This is a genomic window from Microcoleus anatoxicus (assembly GCF_042465725.1).
Classification (GTDB): Bacteria; Cyanobacteriota; Cyanobacteriia; order Cyanobacteriales; family Microcoleaceae; genus Microcoleus; species Microcoleus anatoxicus.
The window spans coordinates 2,718,980-2,741,754 of the sequence record NZ_CP120853.1 but is presented as its reverse complement, the minus strand read 5'-3'; the positions used below and the strand labels follow the sequence as shown (position 1 = coordinate 2,741,754).

The 22,775-nt window shown below is 43.5% G+C and carries 23 protein-coding genes and 1 riboswitch; of the genes, 17 read left to right on the top strand and 6 right to left on the bottom strand.

Annotated elements, in window-relative coordinates:
- Window positions 1–301 precede the first annotated feature (301 nt).
- The 3 genes from P2A85_RS11955 (at window position 302) to P2A85_RS11945 (ending at window position 3,070) form a co-directional block, all read left to right on the top strand.
- Complete coding sequence (locus tag P2A85_RS11955; RefSeq protein ID WP_377480154.1) at window positions 302–712, top strand: hypothetical protein; 411 nt, start codon at window positions 302–304, stop codon at window positions 710–712.
- Window positions 713–946: 234 nt separating this feature from the next.
- Entirely contained in the window at window positions 947–2,080 is a 1,134-nt protein-coding gene (locus P2A85_RS11950) for a hypothetical protein (protein WP_377480151.1), read from the top strand.
- Window positions 2,081–2,140: 60 nt separating this feature from the next.
- Complete coding sequence (locus P2A85_RS11945) at window positions 2,141–3,070, top strand: type IV pilin-like G/H family protein (protein WP_377480148.1); 930 nt, start codon at window positions 2,141–2,143, stop codon at window positions 3,068–3,070.
- A 110-nt stretch (window positions 3,071–3,180) separates the two neighbouring features.
- Here P2A85_RS11945 and P2A85_RS11940 read toward each other — a convergent pair whose 3' ends face one another.
- The gene (locus P2A85_RS11940) at window positions 3,181–3,819 is read right to left on the bottom strand and encodes a Uma2 family endonuclease (protein WP_377480145.1); all 639 of its coding nucleotides are present in this window, start codon (window positions 3,817–3,819) and stop codon (window positions 3,181–3,183) included.
- Window positions 3,820–3,991: 172 nt separating this feature from the next.
- A riboswitch (cobalamin riboswitch) is annotated at window positions 3,992–4,139 on the top strand.
- Window positions 4,140–4,160: 21 nt separating this feature from the next.
- Here P2A85_RS11940 and P2A85_RS11935 point away from each other — a divergent pair.
- From P2A85_RS11935 to P2A85_RS11920, 4 genes are all read left to right on the top strand, one after another.
- The gene (locus tag P2A85_RS11935) at window positions 4,161–4,571 is read left to right on the top strand and encodes a DUF1636 family protein (RefSeq protein ID WP_377480143.1); all 411 of its coding nucleotides are present in this window, start codon (window positions 4,161–4,163) and stop codon (window positions 4,569–4,571) included.
- Window positions 4,572–4,748: 177 nt separating this feature from the next.
- A complete protein-coding gene (gene cobW, locus P2A85_RS11930) occupies window positions 4,749–5,783 on the top strand; it encodes a cobalamin biosynthesis protein CobW (protein WP_377480140.1) in 1,035 nt (344 codons plus the stop codon).
- A 313-nt stretch (window positions 5,784–6,096) separates the two neighbouring features.
- Window positions 6,097–7,068: a CobW family GTP-binding protein gene (locus tag P2A85_RS11925; RefSeq protein WP_377480137.1), complete on the top strand. Its 972-nt coding sequence runs from the start codon at window positions 6,097–6,099 to the stop codon at window positions 7,066–7,068.
- An 84-nt stretch (window positions 7,069–7,152) separates the two neighbouring features.
- A complete protein-coding gene (locus P2A85_RS11920; protein WP_377480134.1) occupies window positions 7,153–8,226 on the top strand; it encodes a WD40 repeat domain-containing protein in 1,074 nt (357 codons plus the stop codon).
- On the opposite strand, the gene P2A85_RS11915 is transcribed toward P2A85_RS11920, so the two are convergent.
- Both P2A85_RS11915 and P2A85_RS11910 read right to left on the bottom strand, forming a co-directional pair.
- Entirely contained in the window at window positions 8,227–8,541 is a 315-nt protein-coding gene (locus P2A85_RS11915) for a hypothetical protein (protein ID WP_340519910.1), read from the bottom strand. It lies immediately after the preceding gene.
- Between the two features lie 274 nt (window positions 8,542–8,815).
- A complete protein-coding gene (locus tag P2A85_RS11910) occupies window positions 8,816–9,940 on the bottom strand; it encodes a peptidylprolyl isomerase (protein WP_377480132.1) in 1,125 nt (374 codons plus the stop codon).
- 229 nt (window positions 9,941–10,169) lie between these two features.
- On the opposite strand from P2A85_RS11910, the gene efp reads away from it, so the two are divergent.
- The 3 genes from efp (at window position 10,170) to P2A85_RS11895 (ending at window position 11,898) form a co-directional block, all read left to right on the top strand.
- On the top strand, window positions 10,170–10,736 hold the full coding sequence (gene efp, locus P2A85_RS11905; RefSeq protein WP_377480129.1) for an elongation factor P: 567 nt from the start codon (window positions 10,170–10,172) through the stop codon (window positions 10,734–10,736).
- Between the two features lie 184 nt (window positions 10,737–10,920).
- On the top strand, window positions 10,921–11,475 hold the full coding sequence (accB, locus tag P2A85_RS11900; RefSeq protein ID WP_377480126.1) for an acetyl-CoA carboxylase biotin carboxyl carrier protein: 555 nt from the start codon (window positions 10,921–10,923) through the stop codon (window positions 11,473–11,475).
- A gap of 30 nt (window positions 11,476–11,505) precedes the next feature.
- Window positions 11,506–11,898 carry an ArsR/SmtB family transcription factor gene (locus P2A85_RS11895; RefSeq protein ID WP_377481449.1) on the top strand — a complete coding sequence of 131 codons (393 nt, stop codon included), beginning with the start codon at window positions 11,506–11,508 and terminating at the stop codon, window positions 11,896–11,898.
- Between the two features lie 92 nt (window positions 11,899–11,990).
- Here P2A85_RS11895 and P2A85_RS11890 read toward each other — a convergent pair whose 3' ends face one another.
- Both P2A85_RS11890 and psbA read right to left on the bottom strand, forming a co-directional pair.
- The gene (locus P2A85_RS11890) at window positions 11,991–12,806 is read right to left on the bottom strand and encodes a GerMN domain-containing protein (protein WP_377480123.1); all 816 of its coding nucleotides are present in this window, start codon (window positions 12,804–12,806) and stop codon (window positions 11,991–11,993) included.
- Between the two features lie 451 nt (window positions 12,807–13,257).
- Window positions 13,258–14,340 (bottom strand): photosystem II q(b) protein, encoded by a 1,083-nt coding sequence (gene psbA / locus P2A85_RS11885; RefSeq protein WP_377480120.1) that lies wholly within the window; start codon window positions 14,338–14,340, stop codon window positions 13,258–13,260.
- Window positions 14,341–14,805: 465 nt separating this feature from the next.
- Here psbA and cofG point away from each other — a divergent pair, with 465 nt between their 5' ends.
- From cofG to P2A85_RS11850, 7 genes are all read left to right on the top strand, one after another.
- A complete protein-coding gene (cofG, locus tag P2A85_RS11880; RefSeq protein ID WP_377480118.1) occupies window positions 14,806–15,756 on the top strand; it encodes a 7,8-didemethyl-8-hydroxy-5-deazariboflavin synthase subunit CofG in 951 nt (316 codons plus the stop codon).
- Between the two features lie 322 nt (window positions 15,757–16,078).
- Window positions 16,079–16,852: a transposase gene (locus P2A85_RS11875; protein WP_377480116.1), complete on the top strand. Its 774-nt coding sequence runs from the start codon at window positions 16,079–16,081 to the stop codon at window positions 16,850–16,852.
- Window positions 16,853–16,883: 31 nt separating this feature from the next.
- Complete coding sequence (locus P2A85_RS11870) at window positions 16,884–17,387, top strand: hypothetical protein (protein ID WP_377480113.1); 504 nt, start codon at window positions 16,884–16,886, stop codon at window positions 17,385–17,387.
- A gap of 755 nt (window positions 17,388–18,142) precedes the next feature.
- A complete protein-coding gene (locus P2A85_RS11865; protein ID WP_377480111.1) occupies window positions 18,143–18,544 on the top strand; it encodes a mobilization protein in 402 nt (133 codons plus the stop codon).
- Window positions 18,545–18,609: 65 nt separating this feature from the next.
- The gene (locus P2A85_RS11860; RefSeq protein ID WP_377480107.1) at window positions 18,610–20,265 is read left to right on the top strand and encodes a relaxase/mobilization nuclease domain-containing protein; all 1,656 of its coding nucleotides are present in this window, start codon (window positions 18,610–18,612) and stop codon (window positions 20,263–20,265) included.
- A 341-nt stretch (window positions 20,266–20,606) separates the two neighbouring features.
- Window positions 20,607–21,011 carry a hypothetical protein gene (locus tag P2A85_RS11855; protein WP_377480104.1) on the top strand — a complete coding sequence of 135 codons (405 nt, stop codon included), beginning with the start codon at window positions 20,607–20,609 and terminating at the stop codon, window positions 21,009–21,011.
- A 7-nt stretch (window positions 21,012–21,018) separates the two neighbouring features.
- Window positions 21,019–21,354: a GIY-YIG nuclease family protein gene (locus tag P2A85_RS11850; protein ID WP_377480102.1), complete on the top strand. Its 336-nt coding sequence runs from the start codon at window positions 21,019–21,021 to the stop codon at window positions 21,352–21,354.
- 298 nt (window positions 21,355–21,652) lie between these two features.
- On the opposite strand, the gene P2A85_RS11845 is transcribed toward P2A85_RS11850, so the two are convergent.
- Entirely contained in the window at window positions 21,653–22,699 is a 1,047-nt protein-coding gene (locus P2A85_RS11845) for a Fic family protein (RefSeq protein ID WP_377480099.1), read from the bottom strand.
- Window positions 22,700–22,775: the final 76 nt, after the last annotated feature.

Sequence of the window (22,775 nt, the reverse complement as noted above, 5' to 3'; positions counted from 1 at the left end):
AGTCCTGGACGCATCAATACCAAAGAAACCGGGTTTTTCACCGATATTAAAGGCTATGATGCAATATTTTCGTAAAAAAACCCGGTTTCTGCCTAAGTCCTAAATAGTCTAACCACTTGGTGTATACCCTTAATTCTTACTTTTCTATTACTTTTCTATTACTTTTTTATGTCTTAAGACTGATGTGTATTTGCTAAACTGGAATGTAATCACTACAAACAGTGTTGACCCTTAAGTCTTGTACCAAACCTTAGTCTAGGTTCATTTTTTGCTGACTATTAACTGAGTAACAGGAAGTTTCATGTTAAATCAAAAGTTCATAACATTCAGTTTTATTGCTTTATCTTACCTTGGTAGTGTAGGAGTATTGTCTACTTTAACTACGGGCTGTGACTTAATTAAACAAGATAAATCCCTGTCTGCAAGTAAAGCAGAGAGAATGGTTAATAAGTGGAAAAAATCTGATGGTACAATTAAGGTAGCAGGAGTTCGAGAAAATCAAAATAATACTGCTGTAGCTACATTACAGGTATCAGATTTAAAGATAAAAACGGAACAAAGAGAAGTAAACTACTCTGGCGCAGGGGAGGCTACATTTTCTCGTTATACAGATGGAAGTTGGGCCTTAACAGGATTAGTATTCAGTAATGGAGGGTTGGAAAATATATTCAATACCTTCACTGTCAGTAATTTAAACATAAAAGATGATTAGGTGAAAATAGGCACAAAGCAACGGTAATAGCTTGATGTCGTTCTCAACAACATTAGGCTAGTTATTAGAAATAGTCCTGGACGCAGGGGAGGTCAGAAACCGGGTTTTTTTACGAAAATTCTTCGTCGCAGCCCGCAGATTAGGTAAAAAACCCGGTTTCTTTGGTCTTGATGCGTCCAGGACTGAGAAAGAAATCTAACTGAAAAACAATTATTAGCATAGGAGGAAATATTAATGTCATCAGGTGGTAGCGGTGGTAGCGGTGGAACTGGTAGCGGTGGTAGTCAAACTGGTAGCGGTAGCAGTGGAACTGGTAGCAGTAGTGGCGGTAGTGGAGGCCCTACCGGATCTACAAGAAGAATAAGGATTGCTGCTATAGTTTTGGGAGGTATTGCAGGCGGTTTAGTTGCAGCCGCAAATGTAGCAAATATAGGAACTTGGCTTGTTGGAGGTGAGGTTCTATGTAGGTTTGGTATTTTGAAATGTTCAAATTCACCTCCTGCAGGGCCTACACCTGTCGCTTCAACTCCACCAAGCACAGTTAGCTCTTCCCCTTCACCTGAGCCTATTAAACCAGAGCCTATTCCTGTTTCATCACCGACATCCACTCCTTCTCCTGTGTCAGAGACTCCAGCGCCAGTTTCGCCATCGCCATCTCCAGTAAAACTATCTGCTGACGGAAAGCCTTGCACAGTAGAGCAAAATGGCAGTACCGTAAACCTTGGTTCTTTGGAGCATTCTTGCCCCTTCGCTGGTAATGTTAGCTCTAATAATTTAGAGAATCGTTACCGTTTCAAGATAGATAATCCCAGTAATATCAGCCTATTTTTAGATGACGTGAATAGCGAAGTAGAAATGTTTCTATATTCAGATAGAGATGGTACAGGAGTAATTCAATATCAACTTGAAAATATATCTGCTATTAAGTCAAAAACAGGAGTAATTGAAAAAGAATTGGGTGTGGGAAGCTACATTCTTGTTGTAAAAATGAAAGCTAGAGAGACCCCATATTCACTGCAAATAATTAACAATACAAGTCAAATAGAAAATGTTGGTTATTTAGAGGAAAAAACGATTCCTAAAAACGGGAGTATTAATTTAAAACACAGACAGAAATTTTACAGTTTTCAACTGGCAAATCCTTCGAGCATTAGTCTGTCTTTGGGTGGCGTTAATAGCGAAGTAGAAATGGTTTTGTATTCAGATAGAAATGGAACAGGAGTAATTCAATATCAACTTGAAAATACATCTGCTTTTAACTCAAAGCCAGGAATAATTAAAACCAACTTAAGAGTAGGTAATTACATTGTTCTTGTACGGTCAAAACTTAGAGATACCGATTACACTCTTACTATGTCTGCTCCTTAGTTAATTCTTGAATTCTCTTTAATCGGCAGTTTATGTTCTAGCTACCACTCAGTAATTACTATGACTAACCCTCAAAACAACTCTAATCTTGCGCCTTGGAAATGGGCTTTAATTGGTGCTGGCTCAACTTTAGTGTTAGCCTTAGCTGGCTTTGGATTATATAATTTACTGAATCCTCAAACTTCTTCAACTTCAACGTCAACTTCAACGTCAACTTCTGTAGCTAATGCAAATCCTGAAAATTCTGTTGCTAAACAATTGATAGGTCAATGGCAAGGGCAAATTTCTGGTCAGTCTGTAACGTTAATCTTTACGCAGGAAGGGAAGTTATTTATTTTGGAGACACCCACTTCAGCTACCGAACTGAAGTATCAAATTAACGTAAATCCTCAACAAAAAGACCTGGATATATTAGTAGGAGGTAAAATTACCACGAGGACAATTTTTGATTTCACAGCGGATGGTAAGTTGCGTTTAGAATTAGATAATATTGGAGAATCTCGACCGACCTCTTTTAGTTCCAATGTAAAAACTTTTCAGAAAATATCTGAGCAAACGACACTTCCCGCTAATGTTCAAGTAGTTAATCTCCAAAATCAACAAAACAAGGCGAGACAGACAGAAGCAAAACAGTATGTTAGTTCAATGAACAGAGCCCAACAAGCTTTTTACGCTGAGTATGCCACTTTTTCATCTACCATACAAAAATTGGGAATTGGTATCAAGTCAGAAACAGAAAATTACTCATATAGCATTGTTTTGAGTAAGGATAATCGTTGGGTGCAAGCAATCGGTTTAGCCAAAATAGATGGATTAAAAAACTATACAGGCATAGTTTTTTTAACTAAAACCTCTGATGGTCAATATACATCTACACAATCTAGACTTTGCGAAAGCACTCAACCATCAAAAGAGCTTCCAGGAACACCAACAGCTACTAATTCTCCTGACATACAATGTCCTTCTGGTTATTCAGACGTGCTGAAGTAAAAATTTCCTCAAAATAAATAGCATATCCGCGATCGAATTAGTATCAACAAACTTGCCCACTTTATTGTGTAGACGCGATTTCCAATCGTCCCAAATTGGTGATTTCACCCTCACTCATCAGACTCAGACTCAGATTCAAAATCCACGCGATCGTAAATATCACCCAACCGCATCTCAAACTCCACACAACTCAATCTCAACACCGCATCAGCACCATCATACTCAGACAAAACCCACTTATTATCATCCGTCTTAACAAACTGTTCAACGTGCATCTCATATTGATCGATCAAAACATACTCACGAAAACTAGGAATAGAACGAAAAAGTTTAAACTTGCCACCTCTGTCATAATCCGCCGTCGATGCCGATAAAACCTCAGCTATCATCACCACATTACTAATCGTATCTTTCCTACCCTCAGCAAACTCCAACTTCCCCGCCACTAACATCACATCAGGATAAGTATAAAGTCGCTTAGACGGTATCCACAAACGCAAATCGTTAATAAATACTCGGTACGGTTGTCCTTTCGTAGCAAAATTTAGCGTTCCGCCAAAATTAACAGCTATTTGATTGTGATTCGGTGTTCCGCCTGCCATAGGGATTATCCTGCCATCCTGATATTCACTTCTAAATTCTGCCACCTCTTCCAGCATTAAATACTCTTCAGAAGAGTAATAAATCTGTACTTTGTCCTCAACTTTGTCCTTAACTACTTCTTCGCGAATTTCTGTTGATGTTGTCATAGTACATCCTCGGACGATCGTATTTACTATTATATATGACTTCAGTCCTGAAAAGATGGCAAAATTAACACTAAAGTTTTTATTAATAACTGGCTGTGAATTTATGCTACTAGATATTAAGCGGTTCACCTTACCAACTTAAGTTTTTCCCAAAATGGCGACAAATGCGGTATGATGTGAAGTTGCGATCGGTTCTAGCGGGGAGCAGCCGCTAGAGGAAGCGGGGAAAGTTCGGTGCAAGTCCGGCGCTGTCCCGCAACTGTAATGAAACACAGGTTGTTTCTAAAGTCAGAATGCCCGCCGATATCTAACTCACTTTGGAACGCATCTGCGAGGTACGGATGATGAATGGAATTAATAAGACTGTACGCACCAAGCACAGTCTACTTGTTTGCACTGCTTGCGCGAGTGTTTGGAAAAACGGCAAGCGAGAAGGCAAAAGTGGCGGCAAACAATTCTTGGAAGACTTGTCGCAACTGGCTAAGGATTGGGAATTTTCGGATGAATTTGACATTCAAGAAGTTGAGTGCATGAGTGCTTGCAGTCACTCTTGTGCTGTGTCTTTTGCTGCTGCTGGAAAGTACACTTATCTGTTTGGTGACTTACCTCCCAATCAATCGGAAAGCGTCGAGGCTGTACTGGAATGCGCGAGTCAATACTATGCTAAACCAGATGGTTTGTTGCCCTGGTCAGAACGTCCTCAAGCTTTGAAAAAAGGAGTTATAGCTAAAATTCCACCACTGCATAATTAGAGTATTCATCGTTTCCTTGTTCCTCGTTCCCAGGCTCTGCCTGGGAACGCATACCCAGAGGCTCTGCCTCGTATTAAAAGCGCGAGTTATTCGATCGAGGCAGAGCCTCTAGATCGACATTCCCAGGCAGAGCCTAGGAACGAGATATCCCATCACAAAACAACAACTAAATTACTAATGCACAAAATTCCTGTTACAGTCATTACGGGCTTTCTCGGTAGTGGCAAAACCACCGCCATTCGCCACTTATTGCAAAATAATCAAGGCCGCCGCATCGCAGTTATTGTGAATGAGTTTGGCGAAGTCGGCATCGACGGCGAACTGTTGCGTGACTGCCAAGTTTGCGATGAAGAAGAAGATGTCAGCAGCAATATTTTAGAACTCACAAATGGCTGTCTTTGCTGCACGGTTCAAGAGGAATTTTTGCCCACAATGCAAGAATTATTGAAGCGTCGCGCACAAATTGATTGTATCTTGATTGAGACTTCTGGACTCGCACTCCCTAAACCCTTAATTCAAGCTTTTCGCTGGCCGGAAATTCGTACCGGTGCTACCGTAGATGGTGTGGTTGCTGTTGTCGATTGCGAAGCCCTTGCTAGTGGTAATTTTGTGGGCGATATTGATGCTTTGATGGCGCAGCGACAGGCTGATGATAGTTTAGACCATGAGACGCCGATCGAGGAATTGTTTGAAGACCAGTTGGCTTGTGCTGATATGGTACTTTTGACTAAGGTCGATCGCGTGGATGATGAAACTCGCCACAAAGTCCAAACTTGGTTGCAGCAAGAATTGCGTCCTAGTGTGAAAATTGTACCTTGCAAAGGTGGCGAAATTAATCCTGATGTGTTATTGGGATTTAATGCGGCTGTTGAGGATAATTTGGAGTCTCGTCCCAGCCATCACGACACTGAGGAAGAACACGACCATGATGATGATATTACCTCAACTTATTTTATTGCCGATCGCGAATTTGAACCAGAAGTTTTGGTCCAAAAACTGCAATCGTTGATGCAAAGTCAAGAGATTTATCGGATTAAAGGGTTTGTGGCGGTTCCCAAGAAGCCGATGAGGATGGTGTTGCAGGGTGTGGGATCGCGCATCGAACATTTTTACGATCGCCCTTGGACACCTTCGGAACTTCGCCAAACCAAATTGGTGTTTATCGGTAGAGAACTCGATCGCGATCGCATTGTAGCGATAATGAGCAATTAATCACCCACGCTGACCTCAGAAACCGGGTTTCTGGCTATATTTCTCATTCCTGTGGGCAAAACTCGCAGAAACCCGGTTTCTAGCCCCATGCGTAATATTTTTATTACTAGCAACAAGTTTCGTGTAAAATATCAATGATACCAATTTTTTATGAGGCTGCATAGAATCTGATCACCCTGGCACCCCCTTAATAAGGGGGGGACAACATTCTTCTCAAAGTCCCCCTTCTTAAGGGGGATTTAGGGGGATCGAAATATATGCAACTTCACATTAAATTGGTATGACAGGTATCATAAAACAAGTGAGGTAAAATATGGTGACTGCTGCTGCGATCGAATCAGTACCCGTGACAGTTCTCACAGGCTATCTAGGTGCAGGCAAAACCACCCTACTCAACCGCATTTTAACCCACGAACACGGCAAAAAAGTTGCAGTCATCGTCAACGAATTTGGCGAAGTAGGCATCGACAACCAACTCATTATCGATGCAGACGAAGAAATTTTTGAAATGAACAACGGCTGCATTTGCTGCACAGTCCGAGGCGACTTAATTCGGATTATCGGCAACCTCATGAAGCGCCGGGACAAATTCGACCACCTAGTCATCGAAACCACAGGTTTAGCCGACCCCGCACCTGTAATTCAGACATTCTTCGTAGACGAAGATATGCGGGATAAATTACTGCTAGATGCCGTTGTCACCGTAGTAGATGCCAAGCACATATGGCAGCACTGGGACTCCGACGAAGCTCAAGAACAAATTGCCTTTGCCGATGTCATTTTGCTGAACAAAACCGATTTAGTCACCCCAGCAGAATTAGCAGAATTAGAAACGCGGATTCGCAGCATGAATGTAATGGCAAAAATTCATCGCACCCGCAATGCCGAAATAGAAATGTCAGCATTATTAGGAGTAAAAGCATTTGATTTGAATCGAGCTTTAGAAATTGAACCCGATTTTTTAGGAGAACACGAACACGAACACGATGACACAGTAACTTCCATCGCAATCCAAGAATCCGGCGCGGTTGATGGCAACAAATTTAGCGACTGGATCTCCCAATTGTTGCAGACTAAAGGCCCGGATATCTTTCGGACCAAAGGCATTTTAAATATTGCTGGAGAAAACAGGAGATTTGTATTTCAAGGCGTGCATATGCTGTTTGACGGTAGACCAGATAGAGCATGGAAAACCAATGAAACTCCGAAAAACGAACTCGTATTCATTGGACGCAACTTAAATGAAAGTCAATTAAAAGCTGATTTTCGTCAGTGTCTGATTTAACTGAAACCTTGCGAATTCATCAGTTGTGGAACTGGCCAGAAAGCCCGTTATTGAGAATACTGGAACATCTCAGATTAAATAAATATGGGTAACAACGACCAAAATAAAAGCGAACTAACCCTGAAATTTCACGCCAAAGAAATGCTGTCAGACTACGTGACTGCTGTTACTTGGTCGCCCGATGGCAAAACTCTAGCAGTCAGTTCCGCCGCCGGTGAAATTATGTTAGGGATTCTCGGAAAAATCAATAAATTGTCCTTGGAACCCCTGCAAACTGCAACTGGTAAATCAGTAGATTGCTTGTCTTTTTCTTCGGATAGTCAACTGTTAGCTGCGGGCGGACAAGATGGAAAAGTGCTAATTTGGCACGTAAATTCTGGGGAATTAATTGCTAGTTTGGATAACCAGCGTGTGTGGGTTGATAAGTTAGCTTGGAGTCCTCACGGTCATCAATTAGCTTTCAGTATGGGTCGTTCAGTTCAAGTTTGGAATGCCGATCAAAATACAGTAGAAGTAACCCTGAATTTTGATTCATCTTCAATCCTCGATATAGCATGGCATCCTGTTGATAAATATCTGGCAATTAGCGGCTATCAAGGTGTAAAAGTTTGGAACGCGGCAGATTGGAATGATGACCCAGACATCTTATCCGTACCATCCGTAACAGGTGCAATTTCCTGGTCCCCTTCCGGCAAATATCTAGCCTGTGGCAATATGGATAACACCTTAATTGTTAATGAATGGGGTAACTCGGAACCTTGGGTAATGCAGGGTTTTCCCGGCAAAGTTAGACATTTGGCTTGGTCCGATCGAACTAATTCATTGGGCGATCCTTTATTAGCTGCTGCGAGCTCAGAAGGCATTTCTGTGTGGGAAAGACAAGCTGATGAAAGTGTCGGTTGGGAAGCTTGGGGATTAGAAGTACATGAAAAAGTCGTCCAGGCGATCGGCTTTCAACCAAATACATTGTTATTAGCTTCAGCATCGGAAGACGGTCAACTTTGTTTGTGGTACGAAGCACAAGAATTGCTGCAAATTCTTGAGGGTGTCGAAGCAGGCTTTTCCTGTCTTTCTTGGCATCCCAAAGGTCAATTCCTCGCAGCAGGTGGCAACAACGGCGAGTTGTTGGTTTGGGAACGAAATTTTTCACTGCGCTAATCACCATTCCTTCACCGAACTCGGCGGCAAGCGCAACCTAGGAAATCTGTAAAAAGTATCTCCTTCATCATCCACTTCTAAAATCGCCGAAAAAATCTTAACTTGTGCATCTAAGTATTGCTGTGCAACTTGAGCCTCCACCCTAGCGCTAGCCGCCAATTGAATCAGCGAAATTTGACTATTTTGATTTTCCAATAACTGATAAAAAGCCTCATCTAAGCGTCGTTTTTGTTTGTTTTCATTCAAATTATTAATCAGTAATAAACCTACAAATCCACCCATTCCAATTACCAATAAAAATTCTAATAATGCCATATTTTTGTGCTAATTTATAATTTGAATAACCCAGATATAAACATCATTTACATCTTATAGCCCGCCTGGGCGGGCTTGGTTTGATAACAACCGATTTCAGTCGCCTTCACTTTTGTGTCAGAGCGATTGCAATCGCCGTCATTGATTAAACTGGGTGCATCTGTGTTTGGCAAATATATTCGTAGGGGCGAAGCATGACCGCTGTAAATCTCTGGTTATCACTAATAAATTGTCTGCGGTCATGCTTCGCCTATGCAAAATCGGGATGCTCCCATTAAACTTGAGGTCGCAACAAATTTTCCATTCCTTTAATTACCTTAGCAGATAGAATCTTGTCTCCCTGCTTCAGTTGATCCAAAACTTCTTTTCCCTCAATCATGTAACCAAAAACAGTATACCGACCGTCCAACAAATTCAGACCAGCAGGGGTCAGTTCCGGTTCAAACAAGAAAAAGAAAAACTGCGAAGAAGCGCTATCTGGTTCAGCTTCCGCACGAGCCATGGCCACAGTACCATAGGCAGAAAAAGGTAACACAGGTTCGTCGCGATAACGCCCCGCATCTTCTAAAGTAATTCCGTAGATGGGTTCTTTTTCGTCCCTGACGAGGACTTCGAGTGGAATATTCCGGTATTTACCAGTAGCTGGGTCTATAAAACCTACTTCCTTACCTTCGGGGTCTCCTGTTTGTAGCACGTAGGATTCTTCCGATCGAATAAATGGCAAACCATCATAAAAACCTCGATCGACTAAATCTACAAAATTACCAGCAGTCACCGGCGCACTGTAACCATCAACCACAACATTAATTGTCCCCTTCTCGGTTTCTACAGCCACCGTAGCGCGACCCTTCAGTTGAGGCAAATTAGCATATTCTGAAGGAACTTCAAAGGGAAACTTGGTCACCATCAACTCTTCGATGTCACCAACCGAACGGAGTATTTTGGCTTTCAAGTCAATCACTTTTTCCCTGTCTTTGGCCTCAACAGCCTCAGACAGTTGCGAAACTCCTTCTTTGACTTTTGCCACTAGAGTTTCGGCTTCGGGCTTTTTCGCGTCGGGAATACTCTTTAAAATATCAGACTCGCGAATGCTGAGAATTCTGGAAGCCTTGCTGATATCGCTACTAATTGGACCCCAACGTTTAGAGCGTATGTGGTTGCCGATGTCTTCGAGACTGATTTGCAACTCTCGCACCGTCTGATTGTCAATAGGTAGAGCGTAGCGCAGCAGCGCCCGGCCGTCTGTAATCGCATTGCCCGCAGGCATACTGCTGCTAGGGCGTTTGGCATGGGATACCGAACTGAAGCTGAGGGAAAAAGTGAATAGCAGGAGTGCTAAGACAGTGGTTTTGAGCCAGCGCTTGCACGTATCGATCGAGAAATTAGACCAATGCAACATAACTTTAACTTTTATGGCCTCTATCATCTTCCCACAGCACTGTCCGCCCTCTAGGGAGAATCAAGTGACAACTCCCCACAGCGATTAACAGATTAGTCAAGCACTTGCTCCCTTTGAACGGTAAAATAAAATGCCAATTGTTTTTTGATGCCGTCAGCTAGACTGCGGTTTGAAGCTGACAGTAGTTCCCCCGTGCCCTTGGGCGACGGGATTGCCTGCAAAAATTTATATGATTTCCAGTAACGACTTTCGACCAGGTGTTTCAATTGTAGTCAATGACGGCGTGTGGCGGGTAATTGAATTCCTCCACGTCAAGCCAGGAAAAGGCTCGGCTTTCGTGCGGACAAAACTCAAAAATGTCAAAACCGGCAACGTAGTAGAACGAACCTTCCGGGCTGGGGAGACTATGCCTCAAGCCAACCTCGAAAAGAGCGCCATGCAATATACCTATAAAGAGGGCGATCAGTTCGTCTTTATGGATATGGAAACTTATGAGGAAAGTCGCCTCAATTCCCAGGAAATAGGCGATCGGGTCAAATACCTCAATGAAGGCATGGAAGTTAACATCCTGCGCTGGAACGACCAAATCCTCGAAGTAGAACTGCCCAACTCCGTTGTCTTAGAAGTGACCCAAACCGATCCGGGAGTCAAAGGAGATACTGCCACCGGCGGTAGCAAACCCGCCATCCTCTCCACGGGAGCTCAGATCATGGTGCCTCTATTTATTTCCGTTGGAGAACGGATTCGGATCGATACTCGCGAAGACAAGTATCTTGGGCGAGAGACTAGCAACTAGGACTAGGGATAAAAAGACTGTTTTGAGTGGTGAATTTTGAGTTTTGAGTTGGGAATTAACTCAAAATTTACTACTCAAAGCTTAAAACTATCTCTTTACCTCCTCATGTGGTGGCATAGATCCAATTCCCGATTCCCAATTTTCAATTTTCAATTCTCAATTATCAATTACCCTTGAATCTGCTGTGCAACTAGACTTAAACCAGCTCTGCGAACTGCTAACTGTTTTAGACCAAACCGGCATTTCGGAGCTGACGTTAAAAAGTGGAGAACTTGAACTGACTGTACGCAAAGGCATTCCAGCCAACGAACCAAGAACCGTCGCTGTTGGTCATCCAGTAGTTACGACTCTCGCGCCGATCGCAGAAACTTTTGCTAGCCCCACCTTAGCGTCACCTCCTGCTGTAGACCAAAATTCAGCAGCAAATATCACTAGCCCAGCACCCTCGGCTCCTGCTCCCGTGCTGGCCTCCGTGCCTGCTCCTGTGGATACCAAATGGGTGTCAATTATTTCCCCGATGGTAGGAACTTTTTATCGCGCGGCTGCTCCCGATGAACCGCCTTTTGTGGCACTGGGCGATCGCATCAAGGTGGGCCAGACAGTTTGCATTATTGAAGCGATGAAGCTCATGAATGAAATCGATGCCGATGAGGTATCGGGTCAAGTGATGGAAATCTTAGTTCAAAATGGGGAACCTGTGGAGTACGGTCAAGTTTTGATGAGGATTAATCCGGATTGAAGGATTACTTGATTGTTATATACAGAATTAATCCTTCTATTTCCCGATCGCTTCTCCCAGGTGAGCTTGATGAATTTATCCCCGCCTGTTCCTCAAGAGGTTGTGCCACAAGTTGCTGAGTATTTCAGTATTTTGAGCGAGCCGATGCGTTTGCGAATTTTGAACTTGCTTCGCGACGGCGAAAAATGCGTGCAAGAGTTGGTTGAAGCTACTCAAACCAGTCAAGCCAATGTTTCTAAACACCTAAAACTCATGCTCCAAGCTGGTATCCTCACTCGCAGGAGTGAAGGAACTTCAGCCTATTACAAGGTAGAGGATGAGTTGATTTTTGAGTTGTCTACTATGGTGTGCGATCGGCTTGCGACTAGAGTCGAAAAACAAGCCCAACAATTTAGAGCCTTGAGTCTGAATACCAAGCCCTAATTTTTACTCCCCAGTCTCAGGGTCAAAAGTCATCAGCCATCAGCGAGCAGTCCCTATTCCCCGCCTTCTGACTCATGACTAATGACTAAAAATTACGGCACCGGAAAATTTTTATCGAAAGTTTGACGGGTACTCGGCTGAGCAACCTCCAACCCTTCGCCACCCAAAAGCTCTAAGGGCTTACCTTCCACCGAAATCCAAACTTTGGCATTCGGTTTTAAACTCGTGGCCGTATAGATCACTTGCCCCAAACGACTGCTCATCGAACTGCTGCCTCCTCCCGAAGTAAATTCGGCAGACAAATCGACGTAAACTCCTTGATTATTGACACTCAAACTCCTGAGTTTTGTCCCCTTGGGAATTTCGCTAAAAACCTTTGTATCCTTCGGTCCAGCCAACAAACTGTTAAAAGCAGCCTGTAGGGCAGCATCAGGTCGATCGACTTCTTTGAGAGCTACTTTGCTAGGAACTGCCTCAAACTTGCCTCCCCCATCTTTAACCCAGTAGACTTGCACTGTCTGGGTAGCCGTCGGCGACACAGACTTAGGCTGATACTGTTGTGGCTTGATAACCTGCGGTGTCAAAGCCTGGGGTGTTTGAGCTGATGGTGTCTGAGCCTGGGGTGTTTGAGCTGCTGGTGTCTGAGCCTGGGGTGTTTGAGCTGCTGGCGTCTGAGCCTGGGGTGTATCAACAGGAGTTGGAGCAGGTACGGGGATAATTACAGCAGGCGATTCCCCAGGAGTCGGGGAAAGTGCCGGAGAAGTCGGAGCTGTAGACTGAGTGTCTGCTGACGTTGAGGAACGGTTGGCCGTCCACAAAGCAATGCTCCCTCCCGTTAATAAAGCCAACCCGCAAACACCGGCAACCACGGCTGTGGGTACGCTGCGTGCTTCTTGTCCATCTTTCATAATACAAATCCTCCTTACATATAGATCGCTTGGGACAGTGAGGAGCTACTCCCGATCGGCTACATTTGTTTTTGCTGAGATTCTGGAACTGCCAACAGCTAAACTGAAACAATCCTGGCATCTTTAACAGCTTAGGAGCCATATTTAATTTTGACACCATCCCGCTCAGAAACACCTTAGAAGTCTGAAGGCACGACTGAGGGCAGTCTCTAAATTAAAGTTGGTCGCTGGTATGATGGCGATTCGCTATAACTAAGGATTTTGGGACTAATTTAGATCTACTCTGCAAGTTGACGCGGTAATGCTTCACCATCTTGAATCATGGTAATTCTCATCTGTTTGCTATCTGCTGTATAGCAAACACAAATATATCTCTAGTCCTGAATATATTTTCCCAAACAAAAAGCGCCCCTATTTCTAGGAGCGCTTTTTGATTATCAAAAGTTAAAAATTAACCGTTGATAGAAGGAGCAACCATTGCAACTGGAGTTGTTTCGCCAGCAGCCAAGTCGAGAGGGAAGTTGTGAGCGTTGCGCTCGTGCATTACTTCCATACCCAAGTTAGCGCGGTTGATGACATCAGCCCATGTGTTGATTACGCGACCTTGAGAGTCGATAATCGATTGGTTGAAGTTGAAACCGTTCAAGTTGAATGCCATTGTGGAGATACCTAGTGCTGTGAACCAGATACCTACAACTGGCCATGCACCTAACAAGAAGTGCAAGGAACGGCTGTTGTTGAAGGAAGCGTATTGGAAAATCAAACGACCGAAGTAGCCGTGGGCTGCAACGATGTTGTAGGTTTCTTCTTCTTGACCGAATTTGTAACCGTAGTTTTGCGATTCGGTTTCGGTTGTTTCACGAACCAAGGAAGATGTTACCAAGGAACCGTGCATGGCGGAGAACAAAGAACCACCGAAGACACCAGCAACTCCCAACATATGGAAGGGGTGCATCAGGATGTTGTGCTCAGCTTGGAACACGATCATGAAGTTGAATGTACCGGAGATACCCAAAGGCATACCGTCTGAGAAGGAACCTTGACCGATCGGGTAGATCAAGAATACTGCGGTAGCTGCTGCAACTGGTGCAGAGTAGGCTACGCAAATCCAAGGACGCATACCTAAGCGGTAAGACAATTCCCATTCACGACCCATGTAGCAGAAAATGCCGATCAGGAAGTGAAAGATTACCAATTGGTAAGGGCCGCCGTTGTACAACCACTCATCGAGGGAAGCTGCTTCCCAGATTGGGTAGAAGTGTAAGCCGATCGCATTTGAAGAAGGAACAACAGCACCTGTGATGATGTTGTTACCGAACATCAAGGAACCTGCAACTGGTTCGCGGATGCCGTCGATGTCCACTGGAGGAGCTGCGATGAAGGCAACGATGTAGCAGATGGTGGCAGTTAAGAGGGTAGGAATCATCAAGACACCGAACCAACCGATATAAATCCGGTTGTCTGTGCTTGTGACCCACTCGCAGAACCGTTCCCAGACATTGGCGCTTTCGCGCTGCTGTAAGGTTGTTGTCATGGTTTTATGATTGCTTTATTTGGTTTTCAATGTTCGTGGCGGTTGTTTGTTCCGCCATGTGTATAAACATAAAGCATATTCTAAGGTTTGTAAAGTATTACAACAACAGATTAACTTATAATTTATATAATCAAAACTGATATAAATATAAAATGCTTGCTGTACAAGGATTGCAAAGGCAAAATAGAAAATTATTTAAGAATCCGCCCATCGCATAAATCTCAGAATCTCGTTGCACAAGGAGATTCTGGACTACAGCCAATGTTAAGATAAGTAACAGGTGGCGATCGCCACTAGCAAAATTTGTAACTATATATAGCAATTCTTGGAGGAGTCGTAAAGTTTTTTTACCCCACCCCAACCCGGACCTTATTCAGGTCCGGGAGTAAGAAACTCACAAATGATGCGAGGATTGCTATAGATAAGTAATTTTTGTGTAAGTCCGATCGTATAAAACCCCAAGGAATGTCCCGCACCGTCACCTACAGCCCTGCTCATACGCTGGTTCCCACTTACGAGTGTTTTAATCGCTGCACCTACTGCAATTTTCGAGCTGAACCGCTGGAAAGTCCTTGGCTGACGCTACCACAAGCCGAAAAACGGCTCCAGCTACTGCAAACTCAAGGTGTGATTGAAATTCTCATCCTCAGTGGCGAGGTACATCCCCAAAGTCAACGGCGCAAAGCTTGGTTTCAGCGCATTTATGAGCTTTGTGAACTGGCACTTGCTCTAGGATTTTTGCCACATACTAATGTAGGTCCGCTCAGTTTTGAGGAGATGACTAAGTTAAAACAGGTGAATGTCTCCATGGGGCTGATGTTGGAACAGTTGACACCGACTTTGCTAAAAACAGTTCACCGATACGCACCGAGTAAAGTGCCGGCGCTGCGACTCCAACAGTTAGAGTGGGCTGGGGAATTGCAGATTCCGTTTACCACTGGTTTGCTGCTGGGAATCGGGGAAAGTGAGGCAGATTGGGTGGAGACATTAGAGGCGATCGCCCGGATTCATTCCTGTTACAATCATATTCAAGAAGTTATCCTGCAACCTTACAGTCCGGGAAATAAGCAAAGTTGGGATGGTGAAGTTTTTGATGTTACAAAAATGCCGGAATTAATTGCGATCGCCCGCAGCATTTTACCTGATGAAATCGCCTTACAAATTCCGCCAAATTTAGTGACAAAGCCAGACATATTAATCGCTTGCTTAGAAGCAGGTGCTAGAGATTTAGGAGGAATTGGGCCAGTGGATGAAGTTAATCCCGATTATCCTCACCTCCAACACCAAACTTTAACAGAAATTTTAGCAGCCGCGGGATGGCAACTCGTGCAGCGTTTGCCTGTTTATCCTCACTACGACAATTGGCTCCCCCAGACATTACAAACTGCTGTAAAACAATCGAGAGTTAGTTGTTAGTTGTCAGTTGTCAGTTGTCAGTTGTCAGTTGTTATACCAATCATGAAAAATACTGCTACATATAAATTAGAGGCAATCTTCTGTATTGGAGTTTAGACTAAGCAGGTCAAAAAGTGCGATCGCTGTGAGACTAGCGAACAGTTCTCAAGAACGGCAATGGTCGCTGGCGATCGGCTATGAGGCTCAACCATAAGATAGATACCAGCGACCGTTGACGTTCTCGGAGACTTGCAACAGAAAAAAAACTGTCTGCGATAGTTTCAACAGACAGCGTAAGGGTAGAAGATTGAGAATTCAGCTAAAAATCTCAAATCTACCTGCCATGAAGTTTGAACAATTACAGGAATTTCGTCAACTTGCTTATGAATGTCTCGGCAATGCCAAAGACGCCACCTTTGAACTAGCAGACGCGATAATGACGACTCGCCACGTCTCATGTTTAGGAGATTTAGCCCTCAATCCCTTATTTCGGCGTGAGTGGTCAAGCGTCTACGAAGCGCTGCAAGATTGTAGACCAGACCGAGACCAATTGATGCAACTATATATCCAACAGATGTCACAAGTCGAACGTCCAGTATTAGCGATCGATCATACAGCATGGTTAAGACCCCATGCACGTACCCTCAAAGAACGTACCTATGAACATCAACCCACAGCCTTACCTCACGGCATACCTGTTGGTATCGGTCAAGGATATAGTACGATCGCACTAATACCTTCCATGAGCGCTCGTTGGGCGCTGCCCTTGAGACACGAACGTATCACCAGTTGGGACAACCCAATCGGTAAAGGCGCTGAACAATTAGCACAAGTATGTCAATATCTTCAGCATAGACCGATCGCCCTATTTGATAGTGAGTATGGGTGCGCTCCTTTGGTTAAAGCCACCGCTGCGAGCGCGGATGATAAACTAATGCGTATTCGCTCCAATCGTTGCTTATGGTCAACACCCCCAGCCTATAGTGGTAAAGGCAGACCCAAAATTCATGGTCAACAGTTTAAGCTCAACGACTCTCAAAGTTGGTGGGCAGCAGAACAAACCCTCGAATCTGTTGAACCCAAACTCGGAAAAATTCGGCCCGTGAAAATGGGATGACTTGCATTTTCGAGGTAGTCCCAAACATCCAATGACTCTGATTTTAGTCGAACGTCTAGAAACTGTAACGGGTCGATTAAATAGTCAACCTTTGTGGTTAGTTTGGGTTGGTATCCAAATGCCGTCTCTGGCTGAAATTTGGCAACTGTATCTACGCCGCTTTGCCCTGGAACATTGGTATCGATTAGCTAAACAAACTTTGCATTGGACTGTGCCGAAGTTGAGCACTCCTGAACAGGGTGAACGATGGAGTGATTTGATGCCATTAGTGACTTGGCAATTATGGTTAGCTAAAAATGTAGTCAGAGAAATCCGTTTACCCTGGCAAACATCTCTGCCTGAATTGACGCCTGGAAGGGTTGTACAATCAATGCTTCCACTTTTAATCAGGATTGGAAGTCCGGCTGTTGCTCCGAAACGACGAGGAAATTCCGATGGATGGCAAACAGGAAAACCTCGCACTCCAAGATGTCGGTATCCTGTGGTCAAAAAGGGTAAAGGTCGGTTTCAAAACTCGTCAAAATCGATTAGTTAACCTCTCTACCTCTGTCTAAACTCACAAAATTTACACTCAACTTCTTCTGAGTGAATTTTTGCTTAGTCTAAACTCCAATTGACTATTAAGTCAATTCACTTGTTGTTAAAAAGGCTAAAAAATAGCTAATTGTTGTGGAGCGTTAAAATCAGGCATTTTCAGTATAAAGGCAGGTATTTGCTGTACAAAATTAGTAAGAATGCAGGCATTTGCAGGGACTGCATTATACCTGTTTTTACCCGAAGATGTCCGGCTTTCCGTCTGAATTTTTCGGTCAACTTGCTGCTTTTTTGTGTCGAGCGTGCATTTGTCTATTGAGGTCGGTTAGGGCTGTTTAGTTTTGGTAGCAAGCAATGTTTTTGCGATCGCAAATCGCACTTTTACGTGCAGGAAGAGAAAGAATGCACCCTCCTTTTACGGAAGCCTAACCGTAAGGTCGGGTTTAATACTTTCTTTAGCTTTAATGACAATTGTAACTATTTGTACTACGATTTAAGCTGAATATTCTATAGCTCTAAGAAATTAGAGGGAGAAAATGCTTCAAAAGCAATTCAACAAGCTCATCACTTATTCAAGTGCGATCGCACCTAAATCCACTATTCTATACAAATAAAGAAAATTATAGTCAGTCTCTACTTTGATAAACTGTCTAAACAGCCCTCTCCAATTGGAGGGGATAAAATCACCTGATTAGCGGTTTTTAATTACAGTTGTTAACTTGTATCTTGGGAAAAGGTTTTTACTGATTAAAAACTATGAAAACTTTACCGTCCGTCAAAACTAGAGAGCTGCTATCCAACCATATTCACATTCGCCTAACTGACTCTGACTACAATCAAATTAAAGCCAGAGCAGAGCAAGTCAATTTGAGCATGAGTGACTTCATGCGCCGTGCAGCATTGAAGAGAGCCATACCACGTCCTATAGCTGCATTTGATTTAAAAGCCTATCAAGTTTTGTGCAAGATTGATGCCCAATTTAGAATTGCAGGAAACAACCTCAATCAGATTGCTAAAGCTTGCAATAGTGCTGTAATATTGGGAGAACCAGTTGTTGTCAATACAGGACTCTTAGAAAGAGTACAGCAACTCATTCGAGAAAACCAAGCTGCAATTAAAGCAATAGTTGCAAACCTCGCCAAATCCACAGTACGCTAATTATTAACAAGCCTGGGCTTTACCGCCTGAGCAATCGATTCTGTGCAACTGACGGCTTTTCGGTTATGATTGGCAAACAAATCAAAGGTACAGGCTTTAGGGGCTGTTTGAACTACGTGCTGGGCAAAAAAGACGCTTATCTGATTGGCGGCACTATGTGCGGACAGACTCCTGAAGAATTGGCTGCTGAATTTGCGATCGCCCGACAACTAAGACCTAACCTGAAAGTAGCAGTTTTTCACGCCACTTTATCTGTCGATAGCACCGAAAAACTAGAAGATTCTGAAGAAAATGACCAGCGCTGGCTGGCGATCGCAGCCAACTACATGAAAGCGATGGAATTTGACAACAACCAGTACGCAGTTGTCAAGCACAGCGATACAGAACACGACCACATTCACATCGTCGCCAGTCGCATTTGCCTAGATGGAGGTGTTGTTGACGATAGCTGGGATTATTACAAAAGCCAAGAAACTATTCGCCAACTCGAACGGAACTACAACCTAGAAACTGTTACACCCAGTTGGGAAACAGACAAGCGAGCTCAGACTACAGGAGAACACAGGCAATTAAAAAGCAAGGGAAACAAGAGCGTCAGGGTGCAATTGCAAGACCTAATTGATGAAGTTACCCAAGACAACCCAAGTATGCCAGAATTCGTTGAGCGGTTGCAGCAACAAGCCGTAGAGGTGCAAGTCAGACTAACTCGAACTGGGTTCAGTAAAGGGATTTCTTACAACTTAAATGGAGTCGCTTTCAGCGGCACTCAGTTGGGTAAAGCTTACACTTTTTATGGATTGCAAAAGCATCGAAATATTAGCTACGATCGAGGGCGAGATAACGCCATAATAGAAGCTTTAATGCAGCCACAATACTTAGCTATCGCCCCTGGCGAGGCAGAGGAAAATGAGTTAGAGTTGTCACAATCCGAGTTAGTAGCAGGCGCACCTGGAACTCCTGCAACAGCCAATGAGTTAGAATTGTCACAATCTGAGCTAGAAACAACCGCACCTGCAACTCCTGCAACAGCAAATGAGTTAGAGTTGTCACAATCTGAGCTAGAAACAACTACACTTGCAATTCCTGCCACAGCAAATGAGTTAGAGTTACAATTATCAATCCTGCCTGAAAGGAATGAAAATCAGTGGCAAAAAGTGCGATCGCATCTAGCAGTCGAGTACAGTTTACCTTTAGAGTTACTCGATTTATTGCACTCTCATTCTTGGCTGTATGCCGACTCAGAAAAGGCTGTCTTTACAGGACGGACGCTTGAGGGGGAAGCCAGCTTCGCTTTTGTTCTCGATGAAAGAGGCAACTTTACTACAACCCATTCCCTGTCATCTGAAGCTGCTTTCTGGGTAGCCACTACTGGAGAAATTGAGCGAGCTGTGATTGCTTGTAACCCAATAGAAGCCCTTTCAATTTTGCTTATTGAACAGGAAAACTCTGCAACAGCACCAGCGACAATTTACCTAGGAATTGAACGAGCTTCACAACTGCCGATACAATTTTTACAAGAACTCGATAGCGTTATTATAGCGATTGCAGAAGATTATATGCTCGCTCGAAATGCGCGATCGTTGCTACCGAATGCAGAACTTGTTAATCCACAGTCAAGTTGGAATGATATCTGGATACAATTAATTGAGCAAGAACAGCAAGATATTCAAAAAAATAACCAACCTTATAAACAGCGCATCCAAGACATCGAACTGGATTAGTTATTGCCACTTAAAAGTTTGACTTTTATTAAATAAAAGCGCTAGCTAACAAATTTCATGGTTGCGACATAAATTCCTGGGTAGTTCTGCCATATCAGGGTTTTGATAACGGTGGGTCAACCGTTTTATCCCCCCAAGTATCCTTACCAGGTAGGACTACCAATTACTGATTACTGCCACTAATTAGGACAGCTTTTTTAACGTATTTATCAACTATTTTGGCGTAACTATTAAGTAAATTGAGACGGTGCTTGCTCAAATAATTTGTGAGTCAACATGGGTAAAAATAAATTATTTATACATTTTATCGTACTCACTAACATTTACGAAAAAACAAATTTATGAGCGCTGTCGCGCCCAAAAATAAAGCATCGGACAAAAAAATGGAACTATCACAAACCTACACCTATTACTTCAATAATTTAACCTGCGTCCACCAAACAGAAAACGAACTGTACATCATGGGCAGGGAAACAACAATTGTACTGAATTTTAAACAAACAAGCTATCAAACGCTCGACCAAATAATCCACGCTCTGCGACTTGTGAGAAACAAAAAAGTCCAAGACAAAAAGTCAATTCTTGAGCAAGAACTGCTGGCATTAAACTTCCAATTCACTGAAGAAAGCAGCAACCGTAGCAACAACGGCAGCAGCAACGGTAGCAACAACGACAGCAACAACGACAGCAACAACGGTAGCAGCAACGGCAGCAACAAAAACTGTGAGCTAAAAATCGACTGGTAATTCAATTATGCCGGAGAGACAAGTTTGTTTTTCCGGCAGCCGCAAACATCTTTCACCACATTCAAAAATGGCAAACAAAATGGCAGGATACGTGTATCTTCTGCACTTTGAAAAGCCGATATGTTCAACTCATCCAGCCCAACATTACGTCGGCTGGACAAAAGATTTGGACGAAAGGCTTTGGAAACATAAAAAAGGCAGAGGTGCTAAATTTTGCGCCGCTGCCCGAGAACGCGGAATAAACTTTGTCTTGGCAGAATGCTGGGTTGCAGACAAAAGTTTTGAAAGGAAAATCAAAAGGTCAAAAAATCACAAACGTTTTTGCCCTCTGTGCAAAAATTGAAAGGACAAATCAGCTTTTTTGTAGGAAATGCAATCCCACTAGGACGAAACATAACAGTTTTTAAACATTGTGAGATACAGTTGACCGATTACCTTTTTCCCCATTACTAAGAAGCCAATTTTCCGATCTACACCGCTTTCATTAGCTTGCATAAATAGTTGCAACTGGGTGTTAAGTTTCGTACTTAAACTCAACACCCAGTTGTTTGTGCGTAATTCCTGCTATCTATTAGACATCTCCCATAATGATTGTGGAACAGGCCCAACGGCCTGTTCTGAACTGTCTTTTTGGGAGATATCTATTGCTTTCGCCAATGCGCCTCCACCCCTCGTCCCCGACATTCCAAACGCCCAGCATCCCTTTCCCGGCGCAATAGACGGCGAATCAAATCAATTCCGACTGTCGGACACCGTTCCTGCAATTCCCTAATGGAGAATTCTTGAGGCAAATTGTTAATCGCATCCAATACGATCGCCGTTTTAGTTCCTTTTGCGGATGTAACATATCCTACCCGCTGCTCAAACTCCCGATAAGCTGACAGCAGCATGACTCCCAAGAAATACTCCCACCAAGGTAACAGGTTGTGCTGCCCTTCATGCCATCCTTGGGAAGATTGGTAAAGCGTATCATAATAGCTTTCCTTAGTTCTCTCCACAATCCGTTCCAAACTAATAAATCGCCCCACCTCATAACCGGCTTTGTATAGCAGCAACAAAGTCAGCAACCTTGCCATCCGCCCGTTTCCATCTAAAAAGGGATGAATGCACAAGAAATCCAAAATATAAGTGGGAATCAGCAATAAAGGTTCTATCTCGCCCGATTCCCAGAGGCGATTAAACCGTTCTTGCAGGCGTTCCATTGCCACAGGAGTAGCATAAGCGGGAGTAGGTTGAAACCTCACCACTTTAGTCCCGTCAGGATAAGTAGCGCTAATTTCATTATCCACTGTTTTCCAGCGCCCGCCTGTATTAACAGCAAATTGGTAAAGATCGCGGTGCAGTTGTAAAATGACACCTGTACTAAAAGGAATGTGGTTATAACTCGTGTGAATTGTAGTTAGCACGTCCCGATAACCCGCAATTTCTTGTTCTGAACGATCGCGCGGCGTTGTTTTTTCTGTTACTAATTTCTTAATCCGTTCTAGCGGCACAGTAATGCCTTCAATGCGGTTAGAAGATTCGGTACTCTGAATAACCGCAGCTTGGCGCAAAGTGCCTAAAACTTGTGGCGCTTGTTGCTTGAATAACTCCTGCTTTCCCTTGTATTCTCCAACTAAGCGAATCGTTTGCAAAAGTCTTTGGTTGAGCTGTTGACTTTCAATGAACCCCTCTTCAAATGACAGCATATCTATTTTTTATCCCTTTTAATGAATCCGTTAACATCTAAAATTGCCTTGGTACAACCCGAAAAAATCTGTCATT

What these genes read in the sequence shown, in the direction of transcription:
- P2A85_RS11855 (WP_377480104.1), top strand. Translation starts at nt 20,607, where the DNA reads ATGAGCGCTGTCGCGCCCAAAAATAAAGCATCGGACAAAAAAATGGAA.
- psbA (WP_377480120.1), bottom strand. Translation starts at nt 14,340, where the DNA reads ATGACAACAACCTTACAGCAGCGCGAAAGCGCCAATGTCTGGGAACGG.
- P2A85_RS11955 (WP_377480154.1), top strand. Translation starts at nt 302, where the DNA reads ATGTTAAATCAAAAGTTCATAACATTCAGTTTTATTGCTTTATCTTAC.
- P2A85_RS11940 (WP_377480145.1), bottom strand. Translation starts at nt 3,819, where the DNA reads ATGACAACATCAACAGAAATTCGCGAAGAAGTAGTTAAGGACAAAGTT.
- P2A85_RS11850 (WP_377480102.1), top strand. Translation starts at nt 21,019, where the DNA reads ATGCCGGAGAGACAAGTTTGTTTTTCCGGCAGCCGCAAACATCTTTCA.
- cobW (WP_377480140.1), top strand. Translation starts at nt 4,749, where the DNA reads ATGCACAAAATTCCTGTTACAGTCATTACGGGCTTTCTCGGTAGTGGC.
- P2A85_RS11910 (WP_377480132.1), bottom strand. Translation starts at nt 9,940, where the DNA reads ATGTTGCATTGGTCTAATTTCTCGATCGATACGTGCAAGCGCTGGCTC.
- P2A85_RS11865 (WP_377480111.1), top strand. Translation starts at nt 18,143, where the DNA reads ATGAAAACTTTACCGTCCGTCAAAACTAGAGAGCTGCTATCCAACCAT.
- P2A85_RS11890 (WP_377480123.1), bottom strand. Translation starts at nt 12,806, where the DNA reads ATGAAAGATGGACAAGAAGCACGCAGCGTACCCACAGCCGTGGTTGCC.
- P2A85_RS11860 (WP_377480107.1), top strand. Translation starts at nt 18,610, where the DNA reads ATGATTGGCAAACAAATCAAAGGTACAGGCTTTAGGGGCTGTTTGAAC.
- P2A85_RS11920 (WP_377480134.1), top strand. Translation starts at nt 7,153, where the DNA reads ATGGGTAACAACGACCAAAATAAAAGCGAACTAACCCTGAAATTTCAC.
- P2A85_RS11935 (WP_377480143.1), top strand. Translation starts at nt 4,161, where the DNA reads ATGATGAATGGAATTAATAAGACTGTACGCACCAAGCACAGTCTACTT.
- P2A85_RS11925 (WP_377480137.1), top strand. Translation starts at nt 6,097, where the DNA reads ATGGTGACTGCTGCTGCGATCGAATCAGTACCCGTGACAGTTCTCACA.
- P2A85_RS11870 (WP_377480113.1), top strand. Translation starts at nt 16,884, where the DNA reads ATGACTCTGATTTTAGTCGAACGTCTAGAAACTGTAACGGGTCGATTA.
- cofG (WP_377480118.1), top strand. Translation starts at nt 14,806, where the DNA reads ATGTCCCGCACCGTCACCTACAGCCCTGCTCATACGCTGGTTCCCACT.
- P2A85_RS11845 (WP_377480099.1), bottom strand. Translation starts at nt 22,699, where the DNA reads ATGCTGTCATTTGAAGAGGGGTTCATTGAAAGTCAACAGCTCAACCAA.
- efp (WP_377480129.1), top strand. Translation starts at nt 10,170, where the DNA reads ATGATTTCCAGTAACGACTTTCGACCAGGTGTTTCAATTGTAGTCAAT.
- P2A85_RS11875 (WP_377480116.1), top strand. Translation starts at nt 16,079, where the DNA reads ATGAAGTTTGAACAATTACAGGAATTTCGTCAACTTGCTTATGAATGT.
- P2A85_RS11915 (WP_340519910.1), bottom strand. Translation starts at nt 8,541, where the DNA reads ATGGCATTATTAGAATTTTTATTGGTAATTGGAATGGGTGGATTTGTA.
- P2A85_RS11945 (WP_377480148.1), top strand. Translation starts at nt 2,141, where the DNA reads ATGACTAACCCTCAAAACAACTCTAATCTTGCGCCTTGGAAATGGGCT.
- P2A85_RS11950 (WP_377480151.1), top strand. Translation starts at nt 947, where the DNA reads ATGTCATCAGGTGGTAGCGGTGGTAGCGGTGGAACTGGTAGCGGTGGT.